We start from the raw sequence: 22,932 nt of genomic DNA on the forward strand, positions 1-22,932 counted from the left end.
CATTCTATTAGCTACTGAAAACTAACATAAATGTTTTAAAAAGTAACTCCATTGTAATTCACAAATTGAACTTTTCCATCACTATAATATTTTGCAAAAAGCACTCTGTTAGTATCAGGAAAATAATTAAAAAACTGATGAATGTATGTTCCTCCATTTTGGTCTCCATCTTCGCTACGATATACGCTCGAAGGCAACGGTAATTTTATATTTTGAATTTCAAAACTATAACTTAATGGATTTAACTGGTACAACACCGGATATTCTTCATTACCGTTTGGTCCGCCCCAAGCTGAGGTATTCAAGTAGTAATTTCCTTTGCTATTCAGCACACCAAAATTGTCAATCACCGCATTGCTAAACGGAACTTTGTTCTGGAATTTCATGCTTTTTTTAACCTTGCCTTCCATGTTCATTACTATTAACATTCCTGCTCCAAACGAATATATTGGATCATTAAACTTAGGGTCATTAGGAAAAGCAGCTGATGGTTTTGAACCTGTTTGATATTTACATTCGGCAAAAACATCTATTTGGTTATCATGAATATTGATTAAATTATAACGAACATCCTGAATTTCTTTAATACCATTAAATGCTTCAACAGCATCATTACTAAGAATTCTTCCGCCGTCTAAATCATACAGCATAATATTACTGAAAGCCCATTCTCTTAAACTCGCTTTGAAATTAAAAGCAATCAAATAATCTTGTGTTCCAATAGAAATGGCAACTGGTCGACTAAGTTTAATTTCGGCACCTAAATCTTTATCTACTTCGCTCGTGGCATCAACAACTAACAAACTGTGCTTTGCGCCTTTCTCTACCACTCTTTTTATAAATACTATTTTTCCCGAGTTGGTTAAAGTCACATCACCAGAAAAATATTCTAGTGGGAAAGTAACTGTTTTTTTCCATACTTCTTTGAAAGTAGTTCCGTCAATAACGGTACATTCGGCTACTTCTGCAATTTTTCTGTTAGAAAATTTAGAATAAACAATACCAAAATATTTTCCGTTTTGCGACGGAACAACGGTAACTGTTCCCGATTTAGCAAGACTTTCAAATGTATATTCTACTAATAAAGTGGTAGTGAATGCATCTGTTTTCTTATCAAAAATAACGCTGTGTATGGACTTTTTCTTTGTTTTGTTTGAATAACCATCTATAAAGAACACAACTTTGTCTTTACTGATTTCATAACTTCCCAAGAAATTATATAGCGTAAACATGGTTTTTTCGGGAAAGTCTTGTTTGAAAGTATTTACCAAAATATTCTTTTGGTCAAACTTCCTCACAATTATACCATGTTGCGCCATCATACCATGTTTGCTAACCACTGTTGTTAGATAATGATTATAATTATCCGCAAGAACGACACGTGGCTCTTCTTCTAATTTGACCTCATAGTCAAACTTTGTACCCCATTCTTTTTTAATTTGTGCTGTTACGGCCGAAAACGACGACAACACTACAACAATAACAAGAGCTAATTTTATTTTCATCTTTTAGTTTTTATAAATCGCAGCTTCAAATTGCTTTAATTCTGCATTTTCATCGTAAGACAAATCCATGTTTACGATATTTTCTTGTAATTCGTTTAACATTTTTTCTGCTTCTTTTTTATCGCCAAGTGCTATGTAAAGTCGAACTAAATTAAAGTAAATATATGTTCCGATTTTAGCATTGAAATCAGATTTTTTGTCCTTCCACTGTATTCTGGTTAAAGTCTCTTTCCAAATATCAGTACCTTTTTGAATTCCAGCCATTCCAGCGGCAGTCATCGCAGGATTTTCAGGATTTAATTTTCTTAGATTAGTAGACACATATACAGATGCTTTTTCTAAATCATCATATTTCCCTTTGTTCTTAACTGTACTTATTTTTACAGAAGGATTGATGTAACGAATACCATAATTCTCATCCAAATATCCATTGATGTGAGCAATAACAGTATTTAAATATTCTTTTTCTGATAATGGTTTGTTCAAGTTGTTTGATGGTGAATTAGAATACAGTTTAAAATCTTGGAAAAATGTAGTATTGATTTTTTCAGTTCCATTCACTTTCACAACAAGCTTTGTGGGTTGATTAGCAAAAGTTTGTCCGGCATTATCTTGAAAGTTCATTTTTTTAATGTCAACAAAGATGTCTACATAATTTCCACCTCTGGTAAAACCAGTTATTCCAATTTTTGAAGCCAATACATCGTTATCAACGATAATGTAATTATTTAAATTGGGTTCGCTATAAACAGGTTTTGTTGGTTTTACATATACAGGCTTTGTAGGTGTCACAAGCTTTGGCGCTTTGCCTTGGTCAGTCATAGCCAAACGCTCTAAAAGTGACATTTTTTTAAATTCTTCCGACTCTAATTTAAATTTCTCTTTCGCTTTGATAACATCTTCTTCATAGCTAGCTAATTTTTCTTTAAAATCAACTTCGCTATCTGCAACTACTTTGTCATAATTTTTTAATTCTGCTTGAAAATCAACTTTAGACTGCGCAATGATATCCTCTGTTTTTAAAGTGTAGGGCGAAGTTACTTTCACCGAAAAATTTCTGTTTAATTGCTCAATCGGATATTTTGCAGCAACAGGCAACTTGTATTGCACCATTTCTGAATTAATGGTTTGAGCACTTGCCGAAAAAACCAATCCGAGTAAAAATAAGTGTACTGTTTTCATTTTCATAGTTTAGTGTTTATGTTTAATTTTTTTTATGATTTGTGCCAAAAGTAAGCTTTTTAATTTTATTACAACATTCCGTTGTACTTTCTGATAAACCATTCAGATCCAAGTGAAACTACAATCAAAAGTAACAGCCAAATCCAGTCGATTAGTGGTGATTTTTTTACTATCGTTTTTTGCACTGCTTTATAACTTTCGTCTGCAAGCAATTGCTTTATCAAATCTTCAACTTGTCCCGGAAGGTATGCTTTTCCGCTGGTTTGAGTAGCCAATTGGTTTAACTTACTCCAATCGGGATTGACGAACTGTTTTTCGATATCAAAATCTAATACTTCAAATTTGCCACTATATGACGAATTAGAATTCAACTCTTTTACAATAAAAGAATAATTTCCTGCCGCTAATCCATCAAGATTAACTTGAAACGAATTAGTACTTTTTAACAAATCATAATTCTTTATGGCTTTCGTTTTTGTGTTAGTCACCGATATAGTTAACCGAGCCTTTTCGTCTAATTCATAATTTTTGTTGAAATATTGCGCTGTGATTTCAATGGCTTCTCCTGAGTTATAAAAACGTTCGTGACCTACAACGAGTGATTTTCTTGAATTATTAGACGCCAAATATTGAATGGTTTTATCAATAAAAATATCAAAATCAGTGAAGTTCTTTTTATTTAAATAATTTTCAGCACGCCATTTCCAACTATTTTCTCCAAACAAATAGGCAGTGCGACTACCATTATTTTCGCTAAAAGTTAATAAGGGTTGATTGGTAGCAATATTTCTAATGGTAGACGATAACAAGGTATTGGTGTTCACTTTTGCTGTGATGGTGCCATACAGATTTTCCAATGGCGGAAACTGCTCAAAGCCTATGTTATCTAACGCAAATAAATTAAACTGCGAATCAAAAGAAGCCAAATAATTCTCTTTTTGACCACTCATCTTGAAACTAAAAGCGCTTTGGTTTTGATTTAAAAAATTAAAATCAGTATCCGTACCAGTGATAATCCACACATTTACTTTTGCATTTATATTTTTTTCAAACACCGATTTAAATTCCGCTGTAGGTTGATATAAAATCAGCACATTATAATCGGTTAACGCGTTTATATCGTTAGGTTTAAGTATGGTTACTTTTCGTTGTGGATTGGTTTCTATACTGCGCTTCATAGCTCCCAAATCAGGATGTGCCGTGGCAGCAATCAGTGCTACTTCCGTTTTTTGATCAATAACTTCTACCGCAAAATTTTTGGTGTTGTTGTAAGTGTTCTTCTCCTGTTCTTTGGATGTAATAGTAGCTTTCAATAATTGCAATCCTACGCTTTCGGCAGGCAATAAAACCGACAGCGTAGCCGACTTTTTATTGGGCGAAAAAGCCACCGTTTGTTGGTTCAACACTGTTGCTCCTTGTGTAATTTTGAATGAAGCGTTAATGCTTTTAGTTCCGGCATAATTCAGGAAAACTTCTACCGGAAATTTATTCTTATGAAAGGCATACTTATTAACATTAAGCTGCGAAACTTTGATGTCTAAATAAGTGGTGGTGTCGCCTACAACAAGGGGAAAAACCTTGTTTTGAGCATTAAATGCAAACACATAATCGTCACCCGAAGTTTGATTACCATCAGAAATTAATACCGTTGGGAACGATTGATTTTTATAAATATTTTGCAAATTTTTAGCCACCACATCAATGTTGGATTGCTTTCCTTTAAAATCAATGGTATCTACGGGAAAAAAATCGGTGTCAAACTGATAGGTTTGCACTTCAAATTTATCAGCTAACGCGCTATTATCTTTTAGTTTATCAAAAAGCGCTTGCGCCGATTTGTCTGCTTTTAAATCTTTTATCGAAGCGGAATTATCAATAACAATGGGTAACGGCGTTTTGATTGTTTCCACTGTTTTTCGAGAAATAATTGGGTTTATCAGCAACAACAGTAACCCAAAAATGGAAAAGAAACGCAAAAAAGCCAAAAGCAACGTCACTCTTGACTTGCTTTTGACTTTGTATAAATACTGATAAAATGAAACGCCAGCAGCAACTAGTAGAGATAAAAGTAATAACAAGATTGTTGATGAGTTCATATATAGTGTTCAGTTTTAATTAAAGTCGCAGTTTTCAGTCGCAGTTTTCAGTTAATTTCTGCTAACTGAGACTGTAAACTGAAAACTAAGTAAGCATTCCTCCACATACGTTTAACACTTGCCCCGAAACATAAGCACTCATATCCGAAGCAAAAAACAAACACGCGTTTGCTACATCTTCTGGAGTTCCGCCACGCTTCAATGGAATCGAATCTCGCCATCCTTGTACTACTTCGTCATTGAGCTTGGCGGTCATTTCGGTTTCAATAAATCCTGGCGCAATAGCATTGCAACGAATGTTTCTTGAACCCAATTCTAGCGCTACCGATTTAGTAAAACCAATCATTCCCGCCTTGGAAGCCGCATAATTAGCCTGACCGGCATTGCCCTTCACTCCTACTACACTGCTCATGTTGACGATTGAACCTTTTCGGTTTTTCAACATAATCTTTTGAACGGCTTTGGTCATATTAAACACCGACTTCAAATTGATTTCGATTACTTTATCAAAATCTTCTTCAGACATACGCATCAACAGGTTGTCTTTGGTAATTCCGGCATTGTTGATTAAAATATCCACATTGCCAAAATCGGCCATCACATCGTCCACTAGTTTTTGTGCTTCGTTAAAATCGGCTGCGTTCGATTTGTATCCTTTGGCTTTGATGCCTAGCGCGGCTAGTTCGGTTTCTAATGCCAAAGCCGATTCGGCCGAGGAACTATAAGTAAAGGCAACATTGGCACCGTGTTGTGCAAAAACTTTGGCAATGCCGCTTCCAATTCCTCTACTCGCGCCCGTGATAATGGCTACTTTTCCTTCTAATAATTTCATGTGGTAAAAATTAGGTTTATTGTTGTAATGATGTGCCAAATATAGAATAATTTATACGGAGTAAAAAATTAGATGGACTAGCAATTAAAATAGTAAGTACTAAATACTAATGCTATATCAGAAATCCCAAAAAACCAAATAAAAACCGCTATTATTTTTGGTTTTACTTTTTGCATGCTATTAGTAAAATAATGGCGATTCTGTCTATTTTTCAGTAGTTTTTGTTTGTAAGTACTTTTATTAAAATGATTAAGCTTTCATTCCTTAAATTAAGCTTTGAGTCTTTTAATTAAGGGTCACTACTCTTAATAACAGGGTTTTTGCTTCGTCGAAGAGGGTTTTTGCTCTTCACAAAAGCAAATGTGCTACTCAAAGTAGCAACTTTGCTCTTCACAAAAGCAAATGTGCTACTCAAAGTAGCAACTTTGCTCTTCACAAAAGCAAATGTGCTACTCAAAGAAGCAACTTTGCTCTTCACAGAAGCAAATGTGCTACTCAAAGGAGCAACTTTGCTCTTCACAAAAGCAAATGTGCTACTCAAAGGAGCAACATTGAGGTTATTTACTTCCTCGACGAAGTTATTTACTCCGATTTTGCTCTTCCAAGTAGCAACTTTGAGGTTATTTACTTCCTCGACGAGGTTATTAACTCCGATTTTGCTCTTCCAAGTAGCAACTTTGAGGTTATTTACTACCTCGACGAGGTTATTAACTCCGATTTTGCTCTTCCAAGTAGCAACTTTGAGGTTATTTACTACCTCGACGAGGTTATTAACTCCGATTTTGCTCTTCCAAGTAGCAACTTTGAGGTTATTTACTGCCTCGACGAGGTTATTAACTTCGATTTTGCTTCTTTGAGGAGCAACTTTGAGGTTATTTACTTCCTCGACGAGGTTATTAACTCCGATTTTGCTCTTCCAAGTAGCAACTTTGAGGTTATTTACTGCCTCGACGAGGTTATTAACTCCGATTTTGCTTCTCTGAGGAGCAACTTTGAGGTTATTTACTACCTCGACGAGGTTATTTACTTCGCCAGCGAAGTTATTTACTGCTTCGACTAGGTTATATACTTTTTCTTAAAGAGTTCTAATCTTAATGAAGTACGTATTGTCTTGATTTAAAAGATAAATAATTTGCTACATTTGAAAAATAAAGCGAAAAAAACTTCGCCTATACACCCAAATTAGGGTAGATAAGCTAATTTTTGTCGCGGGTGTACACAAGTTAGCGGTCAGTTTAATGAAAATACTACTTACAATCATATTACTACTTTTTACAAAGACTTTACTCGCACAAAGTTCCAAACAGACCATTGAAGTTCATTACAACTTGTATGCAACGGACTTTGACAATCAAGAATATTTGTATCAGACCAACCAAATAAACATAAAGCAAACTAGGAAAATCAATCAACTATTAACTGAACTGAAAAACACAAAATCAATAACTCAGATTTTTAGAGAAACAAAAATTGATACAATCTTAATAAAGGAAAACCCAGAACGACTTATCAAATTCTTCAAGAGTAAAAATATTGGATGGAATACCAAACAAGTAAATTTTATTTCTAAAAAATTAGGTCAAATTGAAATCTATCAAAAATACTTTGAATGTTATCTTGAATTAGGTTGTTGTGTTTATATGCACCAACGATACAGAGATGAATACGTAATAAAGGTTTTTGAAAACGGAACTTTGACAAATACTTTTACTTCAAGAAAATCATTGCCAAATACAAAAAAGACACCTTGGACAGATAGTTTTGATTTGAAAAATTACAATCAAAATATAGACAAATTACTTTTTGAAATCATTGACACTAAAAAACAATTTCAAGAACTGATGGCTGGTAATGAATTGACAAAATATTTAGTCACAAAAATTATAGATTACCATAATCCAACTTTATACGAACTATCAGCATTTGATTACTTTAAAGAACTTGACGAACTAAAAAGCGATTTTGAGATTTTGAATATTGGAGAAGTTTATGGTCGTGGGAGATATATCTGGAACGAACCAAAGACGTATTATGCAAGGCTGAAGAATAATTTGATGATGCCCCAAGTGAATATTATGTTTCTAGCGACAAAAGAAGGAAAATCAATATATTCAAGAGATAGTATTAAATCGGATTACAAAGACATAATTAATCGAGTTCAGAAAGTTGAGTTCTTAATGAATAATATTTCACAAAACCAATCAGTAAAACTTGACATATACTATTTCAATAACAAGCCGATTAACGATTACAATATTGACAACTTCAATAAAAATCCTGAACAGTGGATTAAACACGATATTTTTTTGGAGAGAATTAAAAGGTATAATAACGTAGAACCAAAACCGACCTATGCAAATGAAGATGCAATAAGGGTTTCCAAACAATTGTATTGCGGTTGCAATTTTAGATTTGAAAAAGACTTTGCCCAAAAAGCAATTCTTATAGAACTGAAAAATCAAGAGAATAAAGAAAATTCTATTTGGTATCTTTTACCCGACAATACAGTTTTACTATACATTATGCAAGGCGAGAAAGTTTTAGAATATAATTACACAGAATTTGGAAAAAGTCGTGGACTGCAATATCCGTGTATACTGTTTGACTCAAAAGGATATATAATTGACAGAAAATAAAAAAAACGTCAGGTAACAACTGTTTTGCTTGAAACTGGCTAATTTACTAATTTTAAATATCTTACAAAAAAACTATAGTCTTAAATGACAGTGACAGGCTCTTAACCCAGCACTAGGCAAAGCGGCGGAAACATTAATCTGCTCAAAAACAAAAAAAGCTCCAAAAATCTTTGGAGCTTTTCTTCTATTCAGCAAGGAGTTTATCCTATTACTTCTTTAACTTTTTTACCAATCTCTGCTGGAGAATCTACCACGTGAATGCCATTTTCTCTCATGATGCGTTTTTTAGCTTCGGCAGTATCATCAGCACCGCCAACGATGGCACCAGCATGACCCATTGTTCTACCTTTTGGAGCGGTTTCACCAGCGATGAAACCAACGACTGGTTTGCGGTTACCATCGGCTTTAATCCATTTGGCAGCATCTGCCTCGAGTTGTCCACCTATTTCCCCAATCATTACAATGCAGTGTGTTTCTGGGTCATTCATTAATAATTCCACCGCTTCTTTTGTAGTAGTTCCAATGATTGGGTCACCACCAATTCCGATAGCTGTTGTAATTCCTAACCCTTGTTTCACCACTTGGTCGGCCGCTTCATAAGTCAACGTCCCCGATTTTGATACAATACCTACATTTCCTTTTTTGAAAACAAAACCAGGCATAATCCCTACTTTTGCTTCACCTGGCGTAATCACACCCGGACAGTTGGGTCCAATAAGTCGGCAGTTTCTATCCTTGATATAAGAATAGGCCTTAATCATATCGGCTACGGGAATTCCTTCGGTGATACAAATGATTACTTTTATTCCGGCATCGGCAGCTTCCATAATGGCATCAGCAGCAAAAGCGGGTGGCACAAAAATGATGGAAGTATCTGCACCTGCTTGTGTGACTGCATCTTTTACGGTATTAAAAACAGGACGATCTAAATGAGTGGAACCACCTTTTCCTGGAGTTACACCACCAACAACATTGGTGCCATATTCAATCATTTGAGTAGCATGGAAAGTTCCTTCGCTACCTGTAAATCCTTGAACTATGATTTTCGAATCTTTATTAACTAAAACGCTCATGTTTGTATTTGTTTATTTGTGTTTATTTTAAGTGATGCAAAAGTAGAAAAAAGTGTTCAGTGTTCAGTGTTTAGTAGTCAGTTTTTTGAGAAATTTCTACCTACTCCAAACTCACAGCTGATTTACAATTGGCTCATTTGATAGCCGCGATAGAGTTTATCGTCTTTCACTTCCCAAATGACCATAAAATGGGCTAAAAGCATTTCTTCTCTAGGATTTTCAATGGTTTTAACATAATGGGCATAACGAAGAGAAACGCTGTTTCCTTTCACTAAAATGTGACTAATTCTAGCTTTAGAACGAATGTAGGCTTTACTCAATTCGGTACTTAAATCAATGATTTGATCGCGCTTTAATTTATGATAGCCTTTACTACTGTGCCATTCAAGTACTACATCGGGGTGCAAAAAATCGGCCACTTTTTTGACATCTAAAAGCACATCCGATTTATAAAAATTTTGAACGATTTGTTTTGCGCTCATCTTTATTTTAATTGGTTTAGTATTTCAGGTATTTTTTTAATGTAGGCAAACTGTTTCATTTTTTCGCGTGCCTCGTCTATAGGAGTTCCAAAATAGGTTTTTCCTCCTGCAATAGATTTGCTTACGCCCGTTTGTCCGAGTACAACAGCTTTTGCACCGATGGTTATTCCGCTTGTGGTACCTACTTGTCCCCAAAGCGTTACTTCATCTTCTATAACTACACAACCTGCAATACCGGTTTGCGCTGCAATCAAACATTTTTTTCCAATTATAGTATCATGACCCACATGAACTTGATTATCAATCTTTGTTCCTGCACCAATGGTCGTGTCGCCTGTAACTCCTTTATCGATAGTACATAACGCGCCTATTCCCACGTTGTCCTCTATCACTACTCTTCCGCAAGAAAGCAACTGATCAAAACCATCGGGACGTTTTTTATAATAAAAAGCGTCAGCACCAAGAACAGTTCCTGAATGAATTATCACATTATCGCCAATAACAGCATTATCATATACAATTACATTGGCATGCAGCAAACAATTGTCGCCAATTGTCACATTATTACCAATAAAACATTGGGGTTGAATGACGGTATTTTTTCCAATTATTGCCGAAGGAGCAATACTAGCATTCGCAGCTACAAAAGGTCTAAAATGTTTAGTAAGCGTGTTGAAATCTCTAAAAGGATCATCAGAAATGAGCAATGCTTTACCCTCTGGACAGGCTACTTCTTTATTAATTAAAATAATAGTAGCTGCTGATTGTAGTGCTTTGTCATAATACTTAGGATGATCAACAAATACAATATCACCAGGTTCTACTACATGAATTTCGTTCATGCCATAAACAGGAAAATCATCGCCGCCAATAAATTGGCAACCGATGATTTCGGCAATTTCTTTTAATGTATGTTTTTTTGGAAACTTCATTTTTATAGTGTTCAGTTTTCAGTTTTTAGTGTTCAGTTTTTAGTGTTCAGTTTTATCTGCTAACTAAACACTGTCCCGAAGGTTCGGGACTGATTACTATTCTTTAACTCTTTCCATATAAGAACCAGTGGCCGTATCAATCTTGATTTTATCGCCTTCATTGATAAATAATGGCACATTTACAGAAGCACCTGTTTCAACTTTGGCTGGTTTAGTAGCGTTAGTGGCAGTATTTCCTTTTACGCCTGGTTCCGCATAAGTTACTTCTAAAACAATCGAAGCTGGCATATCTACTGATAAAGGCAAATCAGTTTCGGTATTGATTTGTACCATTACATTTGTTCCTTCTTTTAATAAATCGGGAGCATCCAAAATATCTTTGTTTAAAGTAATCTGCTCATAAGTTTCGGTGTTCATAAAATGAAATTGATCACCTTCGGCATATAAGTATTGAAAATTTTGAGTTTCTACTCTAACCGTATCAATTTTATGCCCTGCAGAAAAGGTATTGTCTAATACTTTACCGTTAGTTAATGACTTTAACTTTGTTCTCACAAAAGCCGGTCCTTTACCTGGTTTTACGTGAAGAAACTCGATAATTTTATAAATATCGTGATTGTACTTAATGCATAATCCATTTCTAATATCTGATGTAGATGCCATTTTATTGTTGTTTATTATAGTTTAAAATTGTTTAATGTTGTTTAAGGTTGTTTAATGTTGTTTAATATTGTTTAATGTTGCTTAATGTTGTTTAAAACAATAATAAACTCTTAAACTTTAAACAACTTTAAACATTTAATACGACCCCGAGTATCCTTTCATTATTCCTCTGGATGAGTTTCTGATAAAATCCAAAATTTCGTCACGTTCTGGCGATGCCGACATTTCACCTTCAATAATTCCCATAGCCTGCGAAGTATTGTAATTTTTTTGGTATAAAATTCTGTAGATGTCTTGGATTTCTCTAATTTTTTCTGCGCTAAATCCTCTTCTTCTAAGTCCGACGGAGTTTATACCTACGTAGGACAATGGTTCTTTTGCTGCTTTAGTATAGGGTGGAACATCTTTACGAACCAATGAGCCACCAGAAACCATCGCATGATCACCAATATGAATAAATTGATGAATGGCAGCCAAACCACCGATGATGGCGTAATTACCAACAATTACATGTCCGGCTAAAGCCACACCATTTACAATGATTGCATTATCGCCAATGTGACAATCGTGCGCAATATGAGCTGTAGCCATGATTAAACAATTGTTTCCGATTTTTGTTTGTCCAGATGCAACGGTTCCTCGGTTAATGGTTACACATTCTCTCACCGTTACATTATCACCAATAACAGCGAGTGATTCTTCTCCTCCAAATTTTAAATCTTGTGGTATCGCAGAGATTACTGCTCCAGGAAAGATGTTACAATTTTTTCCAATGCGTGCACCTTCCATAATGGTCACATTAGAACCAATCCATGTGCCATCGCCAATGATAACATTATTATGGATGGTTGTAAAAGGTTCTATAACAACATTCTTTGCGATTTTCGCACCAGGATGTACATAGGCTAACGGTTGATTCATGTTTTTTTTTGTTTATGGTTTGTTGTTTGTTGTTTGTTGTTTATACTTTTTCAACTATAAACGACGAACTATAAACTTTTATAATTATTGTTTTTTTGCAATTTGCGCCATCAATTCGGCTTCTGCCACCAATTTTCCATTGGCATACGCTTTAGCTTGCATATGACAAATTCCTCTTCGTATTGGGGTTATCAATTCACATTTAAATAATAAGGTGTCACCAGGTAACACTTTATGCTTGAATTTCACATTGTCTATTTTCATAAAAAATGTGAGGTAATTTTCAGGATCGGGAACAGTACTCAATACTAGTATTCCTCCTGTTTGTGCCATAGCTTCTACTATGATTACTCCTGGCATAACTGGCGCATCTGGAAAATGTCCTACAAAGAAACTTTCGTTCATGGTAACATTTTTCATCCCAACCACATGATTATCCGACATTTCAATAATACGGTCTATAAATAAAAATGGCGGACGGTGAGGCAAGATATTCATGATTTTATGAATATCCATCAACGGTTCTAAATTTAAATCATAAACCGGCACTTGATTGCGCTGTTCTATTTTGATAATCTTAGCTAATTTTTTTGCAAATTGTGTATTGACAAAATGCCCAGGTTTATTGGCAATTACTTTTCCTTTAATGCGTGTACCTACCAATGCTAAATCACCGATAACATCCAATAGTTTATGACGTGCGGCTTCGTTTGGATAGTGTAAGGTTAAATTATCAAGAATTCCATTTGGTTTCACTGAAATAGTGTCTTTACCAAAAGCCACTTTCAGATTATCCATAGTTTTAGGTGAAATTTCTTTATCGACATAAACAATAGCATTGTTTAAATCGCCACCTTTAATTAATCCGTTATCAAGTAAAGTTTCAAGTTCGTGAAGAAAACTAAAAGTTCTTGCATCGGCTATCTCGGCTTTGAAATCAGAAATATTTTTCAGAGAAGCATTTTGAGTACCTAAAACTTTGGTACCAAAATCTACCATCGCGGTAACCTGATAATCATCTGCTGGCATCAGAATAATTTCACTTCCAGTACTTTCGTCAGCAAAAGAAATAACTTCTTTCACTACATAATAATAGCGTTCGGCAGTTTGTTCAACTACACCAGCTTTCTCTAAAGCTTCTACAAAAAACTTTGAAGAACCATCCATTATTGGCAATTCTGAGGCATTAAGCTCGATAATTACATTATCTAAATCGCAGCCAATTAGCGCTGCTAAAACATGCTCAGGAGTTTGAATTTTTACTCCCAATTTTTCCAAGTTTGTTCCCCGTTGCGTATTTACGACATAGTTAGCATCAGCTTCAATTACCGGATTTCCTTCTAAATCCACTCTTACGAAGGAAAAACCGTTATTAACCGGCGCTGGTTTAAATGTCATCGTGACTTCATTTCCTGTATGTAGTCCAACACCTAATAATGAAATTTCGTTTTGGATGGTTTTTTGTTTAACCATTTTAATCTTGTTTTAGTTTATTTATTGTTTTTTTAAGTTCTTCTATTTCGGCAACTATTTTGGGTAAATTTCTAAAGTGCACATAGGATTTGCTGAAATCACCATAGTTAAAAGCGGGTGTTCCTTGAACTATTTCTCCATCGACCAAATTTTTTCCTATGCCCGATTGCGCTTGTATTCTAACGTTATTGCCAATCACTAAATGACCCGCAAAACCTACTTGCCCGCCAATCATACAGCTGTGTCCAATTTTTGTGGAACCTGCAATGCCAGTTTGTGCTGCAATGACCGTGTTTTCACCAATTTCCACATTATGCGCTATTTGAATTTGGTTATCAAGTTTTACTCCTTTTCTGATGATGGTTGATCCTAATGTTGCTCTATCAATTGTTGTGCAAGAACCGATATTGACATAATCTTCGATGATTACATTGCCTATTTGTGGAATTTTGCTGTATGTTCCATCGTCATGAGGTGCAAAACCAAATCCGTCTGAGCCCACTATACAACCAGAATGTAACATGCAATTTGCACCAACTAACGTTTCGGAGTATATTTTTACTCCTGCAAAAAGTATGGTATTGTCACCAATTGTAACATTGTCACCTACAAAAGAATTGGGATAAATTTTAACATTGTCACCTATTACTACATTTTTACCAATATAAGAAAAGCTGCCTAAATATAAGTCTTTCCCATAGGTAACATTTTCAGAAATAACAGAAGGTTGTTCTATCCCTGATTTCATCAATTTTACTTGATTGTAGTATTCTAATAGCTTTGAAAATGATTGATAAGCATCATCTACCTTTATTAGAGTTGATTTTACAACTTGTTCAGGTTCAAAAGAATTATTAACAATTATGACACTTGCTTCTGTGGTATAAACAAAATTTACATATTTTGGATTTGCCAAAAAAGTAAGCGAACCATGAGTTCCTTCTTCTATTTTGGATAATTTATAAACTTCGGTTTTAGGATTGCCAACAACCTCACCATCCAAAATTCCCGCTATTTGAGCTGCTGTAAACTTCATCCTAACAGAGTGTTTTGCGCATCTGGAAAAGATGGAACTGATATTGCAATTTCATTTTACTATTCATAAACAGTGTATTGGCCAGTTTTATCGAACAAAAGTATGAAAAAAAGAATTTTAATATTAATTTTCCTCTAGTAGTTTTGGAAAACAGATAAAATATTTGGTAACCGGTTTTGATAATGCTTTTAAATTTAACTGGTCTGAAGCCTCAACCACATCTTCAATGGTACTATCTTTCTTAAAAATTCGTATCGGTTCAGCTTCTTTACTATAAGCTTGATTTTTTATTTTTCCTTTAAAAATAAAATATTTAACTTCTTGCAGACTAATATTCTGAGCTTTTGCGAAGCGATTTGACATCTCTTGCAGCACTTCTACAGGGAATTTTTCACTGTTTAATTTTATTTTGGATAAGTCTCTATTGATAATCATTTTACTTAGCGTACTTAGAATATAATCATCATGATATTGCCATTCTTTTAAAGCACTAATTATATCAAAATCATCTAGTTGAGCAAAGGTATCTAAATCGATATCTGAAAAGTTTTCAAGACTAATCTTATGCTCCATAAAATATTTTAAAGGTCGACTACAAGTAACATCAATGCCTTTACTGTGTAATTCTTTTGCTCTTTGTAGCGCTTTTGTCAATGTCAATTCAGCTACCAAACTAGTTTTGTGTAAATAAACTTGCCAATACATCAAGCGACGTGCCATCAAAAATTTTTCGATAGAATAAATCGCTTTCTCCTCCATAACAAGAACATCTTGATTAACGTTCATCATTTGAATTAATCTATCGGAATTAATATTTCCTTCGGCAACGCCCGAATAAAAACTATCTCGTTTTAAATAATCCATTCTATCCATATCTAACTGACTAGAAATAAGCTGAAGCATAAATTTTCGATGGTATTCTCCTTTAAAAATTTTGATGGCTAAGCTTAATTGTCCGTCAAACTCTTGGTTCAATTTATTCATGAACAATAACGAAATGGTTTCATGATTTACCTCTTCGACAATACTGTGTTCCATGGCATGAGAAAACGGACCGTGACCAATATCATGAAGCAATATCGCTACATACAAAGCATTTTCTTCTTCTTTTGAAATAGCAACACCTTTAAAGCGAAGTACTTCCACCGCTTTTTGCATCATATGCATAGCGCCAAGTGCATGATGAAAGCGAGTATGATTTGCACCAGGATAAACTAAATAGGATAAACCCATTTGAGAAATTCTTCGAAGACGCTGAAAATAAGGATGCTGAATTAAATCATACACCAAAGTGTTGGGAATGGTTATAAACCCATAAATAGGGTCGTTAAATATTTTCAATTTATTGGTTTGGCTCACAGTTTTACTCATTTTTGAAACTACTATTTAAACTAATTGTTTAAAATAGTTTAATAAAAGTTTATTGTTTTCTCGTGTAGGTGTAAAAACCTCTAAAAGGGTTGGCATATTATTTTTTTCGAATAATTTTTCTAAACCATTTTTTAATGATTTTTCGTCACTGGCAGTCAAATAATTAAATTGATACATTTTTGCCAAATGTTCGGCCGTTAAGCAGTGCGAAGTTTCAAAAAAAGTATTGAAAGTAGCATTTTCTTCATGCCCAGGTAGTATTCTAAATATTCCTCCACCGCCATTATTAATTACAATAATTTTGAAATTTTTAGGAATATAGTTGTTCCAAAGTGCATTACTGTCATAAAAAAAACTGACATCACCAGTAATTAAAACAGTTGGCTTTTTATTTGCCACAGCAGCGCCAATAGCGGTAGATGTACTGCCATCAATGCCACTTGTACCTCGATTACAGAAAACTTCGATGGTCGTATCGATATCAAATAACTGCGCATAACGAATTGCAGAACTATTACCTATTTGTAATTGTATATTTTTTGGCAAACTAGAAAGTATGCTTTCAAACGCTTTAAAATCAGAAAATGGAATGGTTGAAAGATATTCTTCATGCTTTACTTTTCTTCGCTCGCGAATAGCTCCAAAAGTTGCCTTATAATTGCTTTCAACATGTTTTACAAATGGTAAAAACTGCTTAAAAAATTGATTGGGTTGTACATGAAAATGCTTAGTCAAAATACCAAACGTATCGTAAGCTCTTAATTCGTCAATGTGCCAATGGTGTCTTGGTTTGTATTTTCTCAAAAACGCTTTTATTCGTTTGGAAACAATCATTCCCCCAAAAGTAATTAGTATTCTTGGCTGTAAAGCAGTAAAATCCTTTGCATTGAAAGGCGTTATTAAAGTATCGATGTTGTTGATAAATGACGGATGGTGTATATTGGAAGTTGTTTCTGTCAACACCACAACTGATGGAAAAGTGGCCAATAAATCAATCCATTTTTGTTCAATTGCATTTGGAGGATTTTCGCCAACAACGACCAATATTTTTTTGCTATGGTTCCATAAGGTTGAAAAAGCAATTATATCGTCCACTCCTACTAACCGATGAATTTTGAATAAACCAGTTACATTGCAATCTATTGATGGCTTATTAGTAGTTTCATACAAAGGTTCTTCAAACGGAGCATTAATATGAACTGGACCTTTTCGTGCGATGGCAACATTGATGGCTTCATTTATATAAACGTCATTTTCCTCTGATGCATCTTCAGTTAAATTTGCATTATACAAAGAATGATTTCGAAACACATCTTCTTGACGAATAGTCTGTCCATCGCCAATATCTATTTTATAAAATGGTCGATCTGCCGAAATAACTACAAATGGAATTTGACTATAAAATGCTTCTGCAAATGCCGGATAATAATTAAGTAGAGCTGAACCCGAAGTACAAACGACAGCTACAGGTTTTTGTTTTTGTTGTGCAATACCCAGTGCAAAAAAAGCTGCGCAACGCTCATCTGCAATACTGTAACACCTAAATTTGGGATTATTTGTAAACCCAATGGTTAGTGGTGCATTGCGCGAACCTGGTGATATTATGATATCATGAACTCCTTTAGCACTGCAAATTTCGATAATACTTTGGGCTAAAGGTATTTTTGGGTAAATCATTTATCTAATCTTAAGTAACAAAGATACAAAGGTTCAAAGTTTTTTTTACATTTAACTTTTTAATTCTCAAATGGAAAAAATCAACATAAGACATTTTAAAGCAGAAGATACTCAGGCAATTGTAGATATCATCAATTACAATATTTTATATTCAACAGCACTCTATGATTATGAACCTCGAACTTTTGAACAACAATTAGCAATTTTTACAGACAAATTAGATAAAAATTTTCCAATTATTGTGGCAACTTTACAGACCGAAATAGTAGGATTTGGTTATTATAGTGAATTTCGGTTTAGAGAAGCCTATAAGTTTACAGTAGAGCATTCAGTTTATGTCTCCGATGATTATCATGGCAAAGGCATTGGAAAAGTAATCATGCATGAACTAATTGAACTCGCCAAAAATCAAAAACTCCATACTATGGTTGCTGTTATTGACTCTGAAAACAAAAGCAGTATTACCTTTCACGAAAAATTTGGTTTTTCAACGGTGGGAATAATACAAGAGTCAGGCTATAAGTTTGATAGATGGTTGCATTCGGTAATCATGCAATTAATGCTAGAATAATTCAGGCATAAAAAAACTGATAAATCACTTTATCAGGTTGTCGTAAAAAAAAAGATGTTTTTTCTTTATTGTGTTAGCTCTATACCATTTTCTGCCAAAATTTCTTGGAGATATTCACTTTGCTCTGGATTGTATTTTTCAACGCCACTTTGATACCATTTCAAAATTATATCTAGTTGAAAGGCATTGTAACCATCAGCATTTATATTCATGCCGAGCATTCCCGCTAATAAGAAATCTTCTAAAACTTTATTGGTTACTATGAGTTGAGGAATTCCATAAACAACTTTTCCATTCATCTTTTCATATTCCTCTCTTCCTTGACAAAAGCCAAAAGCATAAACCTCGTTTTTTGTATCGTCAATTGTAAGATAAGGATTTAAACCACTAGAATATCCTTTAAGGTATTCTTGCCTATAAACTGGATTAAATATATTTTTCATTTTTTATCTGTATGTGGAATCAAACTTTCACATCAAAAGTAAATAGTTTATAAATTAGTATACAATAAAATCGTTTAAAGGATAAAAAACTCTGTAAACCACTACACCATTGACGTTCATCGATAGAATACAAAGAAAAAACCTGATGAATGACTTCATCAGGTTTAAAATAAATTTAGTTACAAAAATTACTTTCCGTTTACCCAATCGATGATTACGGGATCAGTGGGTAATACTCTTGGAGATAAAACCTTGATTAATTTACCTTGTTCATTAATTAGATATTTTTGAAAATTCCACTCTACTTCGCTATCCTGTAGTCCGTTTTTACTTTTTTGAGTTAAAAATTCATAGATAGGTGCTTTATCAGAACCTTTAACTGAAATTTTACTCATCATCGGAAAGGTAACGCCATAATTCATCTGACAAAACTTAGCTATTTCCTCATTACTTCCTGGTTCTTGTGAACCAAAATTATTAGCTGGAAACCCAATAATAACGAAGTCTTTGTCTTTGTATTTTTCATATATGGACTCTAAATCTTTATACTGCGGCGTTAATCCGCATTCTGATGCGGTATTTACGACCAGTATTTTCTTTCCTTTTAAAGAAGCAAAGTCAAATTCTTTTCCATATAGGTCAGTTACTTTATACTGGTAAATTGTTTCAATTTGTTCGTCTGTATTCATACTTTGATTTGATTTAGTAGTGGATGAAATGGCATTATTTTGAACATTGTTTTGAGCATTATTTTGACAACTCCATAAAAGTAAAGTGCCAAAAGTTAGGGTTAAAATTTTTTTCATAATAAATCTTTTTTCCAAATTTACAGTAATCATATTCTATTAAAATCAACATTAAGACTATTTTGTGATTGGTTTATACTTACTACTTTTTGTAATATTTTCTATACTTTGGATAAGCCAAAATTCCAATTAAAGTCATTGCTCCCAATGTTTGATAAATCCAACTCAACGATTTTGCTTCGCCACTTGCATAGGAATGCAATCCTACCAAATGGAAATTCACACCATAATAGGTAAACAATATCGATACAAAGGCATACATCGCTAAGAGATTGAATATCCATTTATTTCTCATCGACGGCACAAATCGTGCATGAATAACAAAGGCATAAACCATAATACTAATCAAAGCCCAAGTTTCTTTTGGATCCCAACCCCAATATCTTCCCCAACTTTCATTGGCCCATTGCCCGCCTAAAAAGTTGCCAATGGTTAACATAATCAAACCAATGGTTAGCGCCATTTCGTTGATGTAGGTTATCTCATTAATGTTGAGTTCCATTTTTTGCTTGTTTTTTTCATTGGTAAAGAAAATTAATAGCAATGCCACCAAACCTAGGATTGCGCCAAGTGCAAATGGACCATAACTAGCCACAATAACTGCCACGTGTATCATCAACCAATACGAATTCAATACAGGCTGTAAGTTTGCAATTTCGGGGTCAATCCAATTGGCGTAAGCTGCAGCTAAAATCATGGCAGTTACAAAAGCCGAAGAAGCAACTGTTAATTTTGATTTTCTATCAAAAGCCAATCCAAAAAACATGGTTGCCCAAGCTACATAAACTATCGCTTCATAAGCGTTACTCCAAGGCGCATGACCCGCGATATACCATCTTGTAATGAGCCCTAACGTATGCAAACCGAATAAGAAACCTACTAAAATATGAAAAATATTCACCGTAATGGCTAACCATTTTCGTTCTTTAAATATTCTCAAAATGGTAAACAACATCATCAACGCAGCAGCAATTAAATACAGATAAGGCAACTTTTGAAATACATCATATTTATTATACAAAATTTCATAATGAATTTTATCATCTGATGGTCTTACCTCTTTCCCATATTTTTTTTGGTAGGCTTCTATACCGTTTAGCATCGTGTTGGCCATAGTATAGTCTTTTGTTTTATTACCTGCCATCAATGACTCCAAATAATAGGGAAATGCTGTTTTAATAGTGTCCAATGCGTTTCCTGTGCGATGGTTTAGTTCCAAATTAGAAACCCATTTGTTGCCTTTATCATTGGGAACAGGATATATTTTTAAAATACTTCCAAACAAAGCACTATTCATCAAATTGACCTTCTTGTCTGTTTCAACAAAATCTTTTTCAAATTGATTTGGATTGGCCACTTTATAGGCTTGATCCAAATAAGGCGCTAATTTGTAGTTGCCTTTATCATCAAAGAATTTTTTAAACGGAATTAACTTGTCATTTTTATCTGCTCCAATAATTTTTCTGATGCTATCATTTCCACCTTTTATATAAATTATCGGAACCTCAATCCAAGCAAATGGAAATTGCTTCATCGACAAAAATACTTGGTCAGGATTCATGCCATTAAAATCATTACTATGACTTACTTTTCGGAGCAATTCTGATGAGAAAGTATTGATAGGTTTCATTCTTCCGCCAGCATCTTGAATGACTAATCTACCAAATTGTGCCGCTTGTTTTTCGGGAACTTTATAGCGAAGTATCGAATCTAAAAAATTCATTTTTGGCGGCGTATGTGAATGATCTTGTGCAAAACCACTTATCGAACAAAACAAAACAGCCGTTGTGATGAGTTTTGCCTTTTTTCTTTTTACATTTTCTAATTTTCGTTTTAAATCAGCAAATCGAGAATGTTTTGTAAATAGCAAAGCCATCATACAAAAATATAATAAGAAATAGCCAACGTAAGTAATTCCTGTTCCCCAAAAATCGTGATTTACAGAAAGAACGGTTCCTTTTTCGTCGGGATCAAAAGAAGCCTGAAAAAAACGAAATCCTCTATAATCCAATATATTATTCATGTAAATTCGAGCGTCAAAGGTTTCCTTTTTATCCACAATTGTTACTTTACTTTCGAACGCCGAATAGCTTTTTTCAGTACCAGGATATTTTTCGGCAATAAAATCATTTAATTTTACTGAAAAAGGGAGTTCATAAGCTTTACTACCATAGAATAAAGTAAATTCTAATCCGCCTAACTTTGCAATAATTGGCTCGCCTGTCTTCCCTTTTGAACCTACAAGTGTTATTTCTTTGTTTTCGTTTCCTACTTTTAAATTTAAAACTAAGGCATCATCGTGTTCTTTAGCTTTAAAATCACCACTAGATTTAAATGATTTTACACCTCTTTTGGGTTGATCTGGAATAACAAACTGGCTTCCACCAAGATTATATAAAGAGCGATACATCAAAGTTTGCACAGAGTCTTTGGTAACTTTGCCCTGCAATTTATCGGCCATTCTCATAAATTGACCATCAAAAGGTGCAGTAATTGTATTGGCTTTTGTATCAATATTTATAGCTCCAGCTGTTGGTTTATTCAGGGCAAATAACACGTTGTGTATATTTTGAACTTCACCATCTTTTAACATATGCTCGTGGCGCGTTCCATCGCCTGATTCTACAAGACGCAAGTAAACCTCGCCATTTGGCGTTTCTTTAATGGTTTCTTTAGCATCTAAAACAAAATCTTTGTACTCTATTTCGAAAGGAATTTCGGCAAATTTTTCATCAATTGAAAAATGATTATCTGTAACAGGAGAGAGTAACAGTGGTTTTTCAAAAGTGCGACGCATCATTTTCCCTTGATACTCGCCATCGACTAATACCGTTAGAAAAGGTTTATCGGAATAAAACTGATTGGAGCTTGCTCCTTCTCTTATCGGCATCATTCCTTCATAACTGATATATCTGGTAACAAAAGCACCTATGATTATAAAAATCCATGATAAATGAAATAAAAGTGTAGCCCATTTTTCCTTTTTATACAATTGATATCGTACAATGTTTCCGCTAAAATTTATGACAAAAAATAACATCATAGCTTCAAACCACCAGGCATTGTAGACTAAAATGCGTGCCGTATCCGTATTGTATTTACTTTCAACGAAAGTTCCAACACCCATTGCAACACAAAAACTAATAAATAAAAGCGCCATTAATCTTGTAGAGAACAAAAGATTGTATATTTTCTTTTCCATATTTTGGAATTCTTATTTTAAAAAGTGATGC

General features: G+C 34.1%; 18 protein-coding genes. 2 read left to right on the forward strand and 16 right to left on the reverse strand.

Annotation, left to right across the window (positions count from 1 at the left end; translation table 11 throughout):
- Positions 1–35: 35 nt before the first annotated feature.
- The 4 genes from WFZ85_RS11625 to fabG form a co-directional block, all read right to left on the reverse strand.
- Positions 36–1,505 carry a hypothetical protein gene (locus WFZ85_RS11625; RefSeq protein WP_342696466.1) on the reverse strand — a complete coding sequence of 490 codons (1,470 nt, stop codon included), beginning with the start codon at positions 1,503–1,505 and terminating at the stop codon, positions 36–38.
- A gap of 3 nt (positions 1,506–1,508) precedes the next feature.
- Positions 1,509–2,687, reverse strand: a complete 1,179-nt coding sequence (locus tag WFZ85_RS11630; RefSeq protein ID WP_342696467.1) for a hypothetical protein — start codon at positions 2,685–2,687, stop codon at positions 1,509–1,511.
- Positions 2,688–2,755: 68 nt separating this feature from the next.
- On the reverse strand, positions 2,756–4,783 hold the full coding sequence (locus WFZ85_RS11635; protein ID WP_342696468.1) for a hypothetical protein: 2,028 nt from the start codon (positions 4,781–4,783) through the stop codon (positions 2,756–2,758).
- Between the two features lie 85 nt (positions 4,784–4,868).
- Complete coding sequence (gene fabG / locus WFZ85_RS11640) at positions 4,869–5,615, reverse strand: 3-oxoacyl-[acyl-carrier-protein] reductase (RefSeq protein WP_342696469.1); 747 nt, start codon at positions 5,613–5,615, stop codon at positions 4,869–4,871.
- A gap of 1,238 nt (positions 5,616–6,853) precedes the next feature.
- Between fabG and WFZ85_RS11645 the strand changes: the two genes are divergently transcribed.
- The gene (locus tag WFZ85_RS11645; protein ID WP_342696470.1) at positions 6,854–8,251 is read left to right on the forward strand and encodes a hypothetical protein; all 1,398 of its coding nucleotides are present in this window, start codon (positions 6,854–6,856) and stop codon (positions 8,249–8,251) included.
- 200 nt (positions 8,252–8,451) lie between these two features.
- Here WFZ85_RS11645 and sucD read toward each other — a convergent pair whose 3' ends face one another.
- The 9 genes from sucD to menD all read right to left on the reverse strand — a co-directional run bounded on the left by sucD (position 8,452) and on the right by menD (position 17,879).
- Positions 8,452–9,324, reverse strand: coding sequence for a succinate--CoA ligase subunit alpha (gene sucD, locus WFZ85_RS11650; RefSeq protein WP_342696471.1), 873 nt, complete (start codon positions 9,322–9,324; stop codon positions 8,452–8,454).
- Between the two features lie 122 nt (positions 9,325–9,446).
- Positions 9,447–9,806 carry a nuclear transport factor 2 family protein gene (locus WFZ85_RS11655; RefSeq protein ID WP_342696472.1) on the reverse strand — a complete coding sequence of 120 codons (360 nt, stop codon included), beginning with the start codon at positions 9,804–9,806 and terminating at the stop codon, positions 9,447–9,449.
- Positions 9,807–9,808: 2 nt separating this feature from the next.
- Positions 9,809–10,738, reverse strand: coding sequence for a UDP-3-O-(3-hydroxymyristoyl)glucosamine N-acyltransferase (locus WFZ85_RS11660; protein ID WP_342696473.1), 930 nt, complete (start codon positions 10,736–10,738; stop codon positions 9,809–9,811).
- A 96-nt stretch (positions 10,739–10,834) separates the two neighbouring features.
- Positions 10,835–11,401, reverse strand: coding sequence for an elongation factor P (gene efp / locus WFZ85_RS11665; RefSeq protein WP_342696474.1), 567 nt, complete (start codon positions 11,399–11,401; stop codon positions 10,835–10,837).
- A 135-nt stretch (positions 11,402–11,536) separates the two neighbouring features.
- Positions 11,537–12,322: an acyl-ACP--UDP-N-acetylglucosamine O-acyltransferase gene (lpxA, locus tag WFZ85_RS11670; protein WP_342696475.1), complete on the reverse strand. Its 786-nt coding sequence runs from the start codon at positions 12,320–12,322 to the stop codon at positions 11,537–11,539.
- An 84-nt stretch (positions 12,323–12,406) separates the two neighbouring features.
- The gene (locus WFZ85_RS11675; RefSeq protein ID WP_342696476.1) at positions 12,407–13,795 is read right to left on the reverse strand and encodes a bifunctional UDP-3-O-[3-hydroxymyristoyl] N-acetylglucosamine deacetylase/3-hydroxyacyl-ACP dehydratase; all 1,389 of its coding nucleotides are present in this window, start codon (positions 13,793–13,795) and stop codon (positions 12,407–12,409) included.
- A gap of 1 nt (position 13,796) precedes the next feature.
- Complete coding sequence (lpxD, locus tag WFZ85_RS11680) at positions 13,797–14,831, reverse strand: UDP-3-O-(3-hydroxymyristoyl)glucosamine N-acyltransferase (RefSeq protein ID WP_342696477.1); 1,035 nt, start codon at positions 14,829–14,831, stop codon at positions 13,797–13,799.
- 123 nt (positions 14,832–14,954) lie between these two features.
- The gene (locus tag WFZ85_RS11685) at positions 14,955–16,190 is read right to left on the reverse strand and encodes an HD domain-containing protein (RefSeq protein WP_342696532.1); all 1,236 of its coding nucleotides are present in this window, start codon (positions 16,188–16,190) and stop codon (positions 14,955–14,957) included.
- 27 nt (positions 16,191–16,217) lie between these two features.
- The gene (menD, locus tag WFZ85_RS11690) at positions 16,218–17,879 is read right to left on the reverse strand and encodes a 2-succinyl-5-enolpyruvyl-6-hydroxy-3-cyclohexene-1-carboxylic-acid synthase (protein WP_342696478.1); all 1,662 of its coding nucleotides are present in this window, start codon (positions 17,877–17,879) and stop codon (positions 16,218–16,220) included.
- Positions 17,880–17,949: 70 nt separating this feature from the next.
- On the opposite strand from menD, the gene WFZ85_RS11695 reads away from it, so the two are divergent.
- Entirely contained in the window at positions 17,950–18,450 is a 501-nt protein-coding gene (locus WFZ85_RS11695; protein ID WP_342696479.1) for a GNAT family N-acetyltransferase, read from the forward strand.
- Between the two features lie 65 nt (positions 18,451–18,515).
- Here WFZ85_RS11695 and WFZ85_RS11700 read toward each other — a convergent pair whose 3' ends face one another.
- The 3 genes from WFZ85_RS11700 to WFZ85_RS11710 form a co-directional block, all read right to left on the reverse strand.
- Positions 18,516–18,893, reverse strand: coding sequence for a hypothetical protein (locus tag WFZ85_RS11700; RefSeq protein ID WP_342696480.1), 378 nt, complete (start codon positions 18,891–18,893; stop codon positions 18,516–18,518).
- 188 nt (positions 18,894–19,081) lie between these two features.
- Positions 19,082–19,699: a glutathione peroxidase gene (locus tag WFZ85_RS11705; RefSeq protein ID WP_342696481.1), complete on the reverse strand. Its 618-nt coding sequence runs from the start codon at positions 19,697–19,699 to the stop codon at positions 19,082–19,084.
- Positions 19,700–19,781: 82 nt separating this feature from the next.
- Positions 19,782–22,901, reverse strand: a complete 3,120-nt coding sequence (locus tag WFZ85_RS11710; protein ID WP_342696482.1) for a cytochrome c biogenesis protein — start codon at positions 22,899–22,901, stop codon at positions 19,782–19,784.
- Positions 22,902–22,932 lie beyond the last annotated feature (31 nt).

The sequence above is a fragment of the Flavobacterium aureirubrum genome, assembly GCF_038739835.1.
GTDB classification, from domain to species: domain Bacteria; phylum Bacteroidota; class Bacteroidia; order Flavobacteriales; family Flavobacteriaceae; genus Flavobacterium; species Flavobacterium aureirubrum.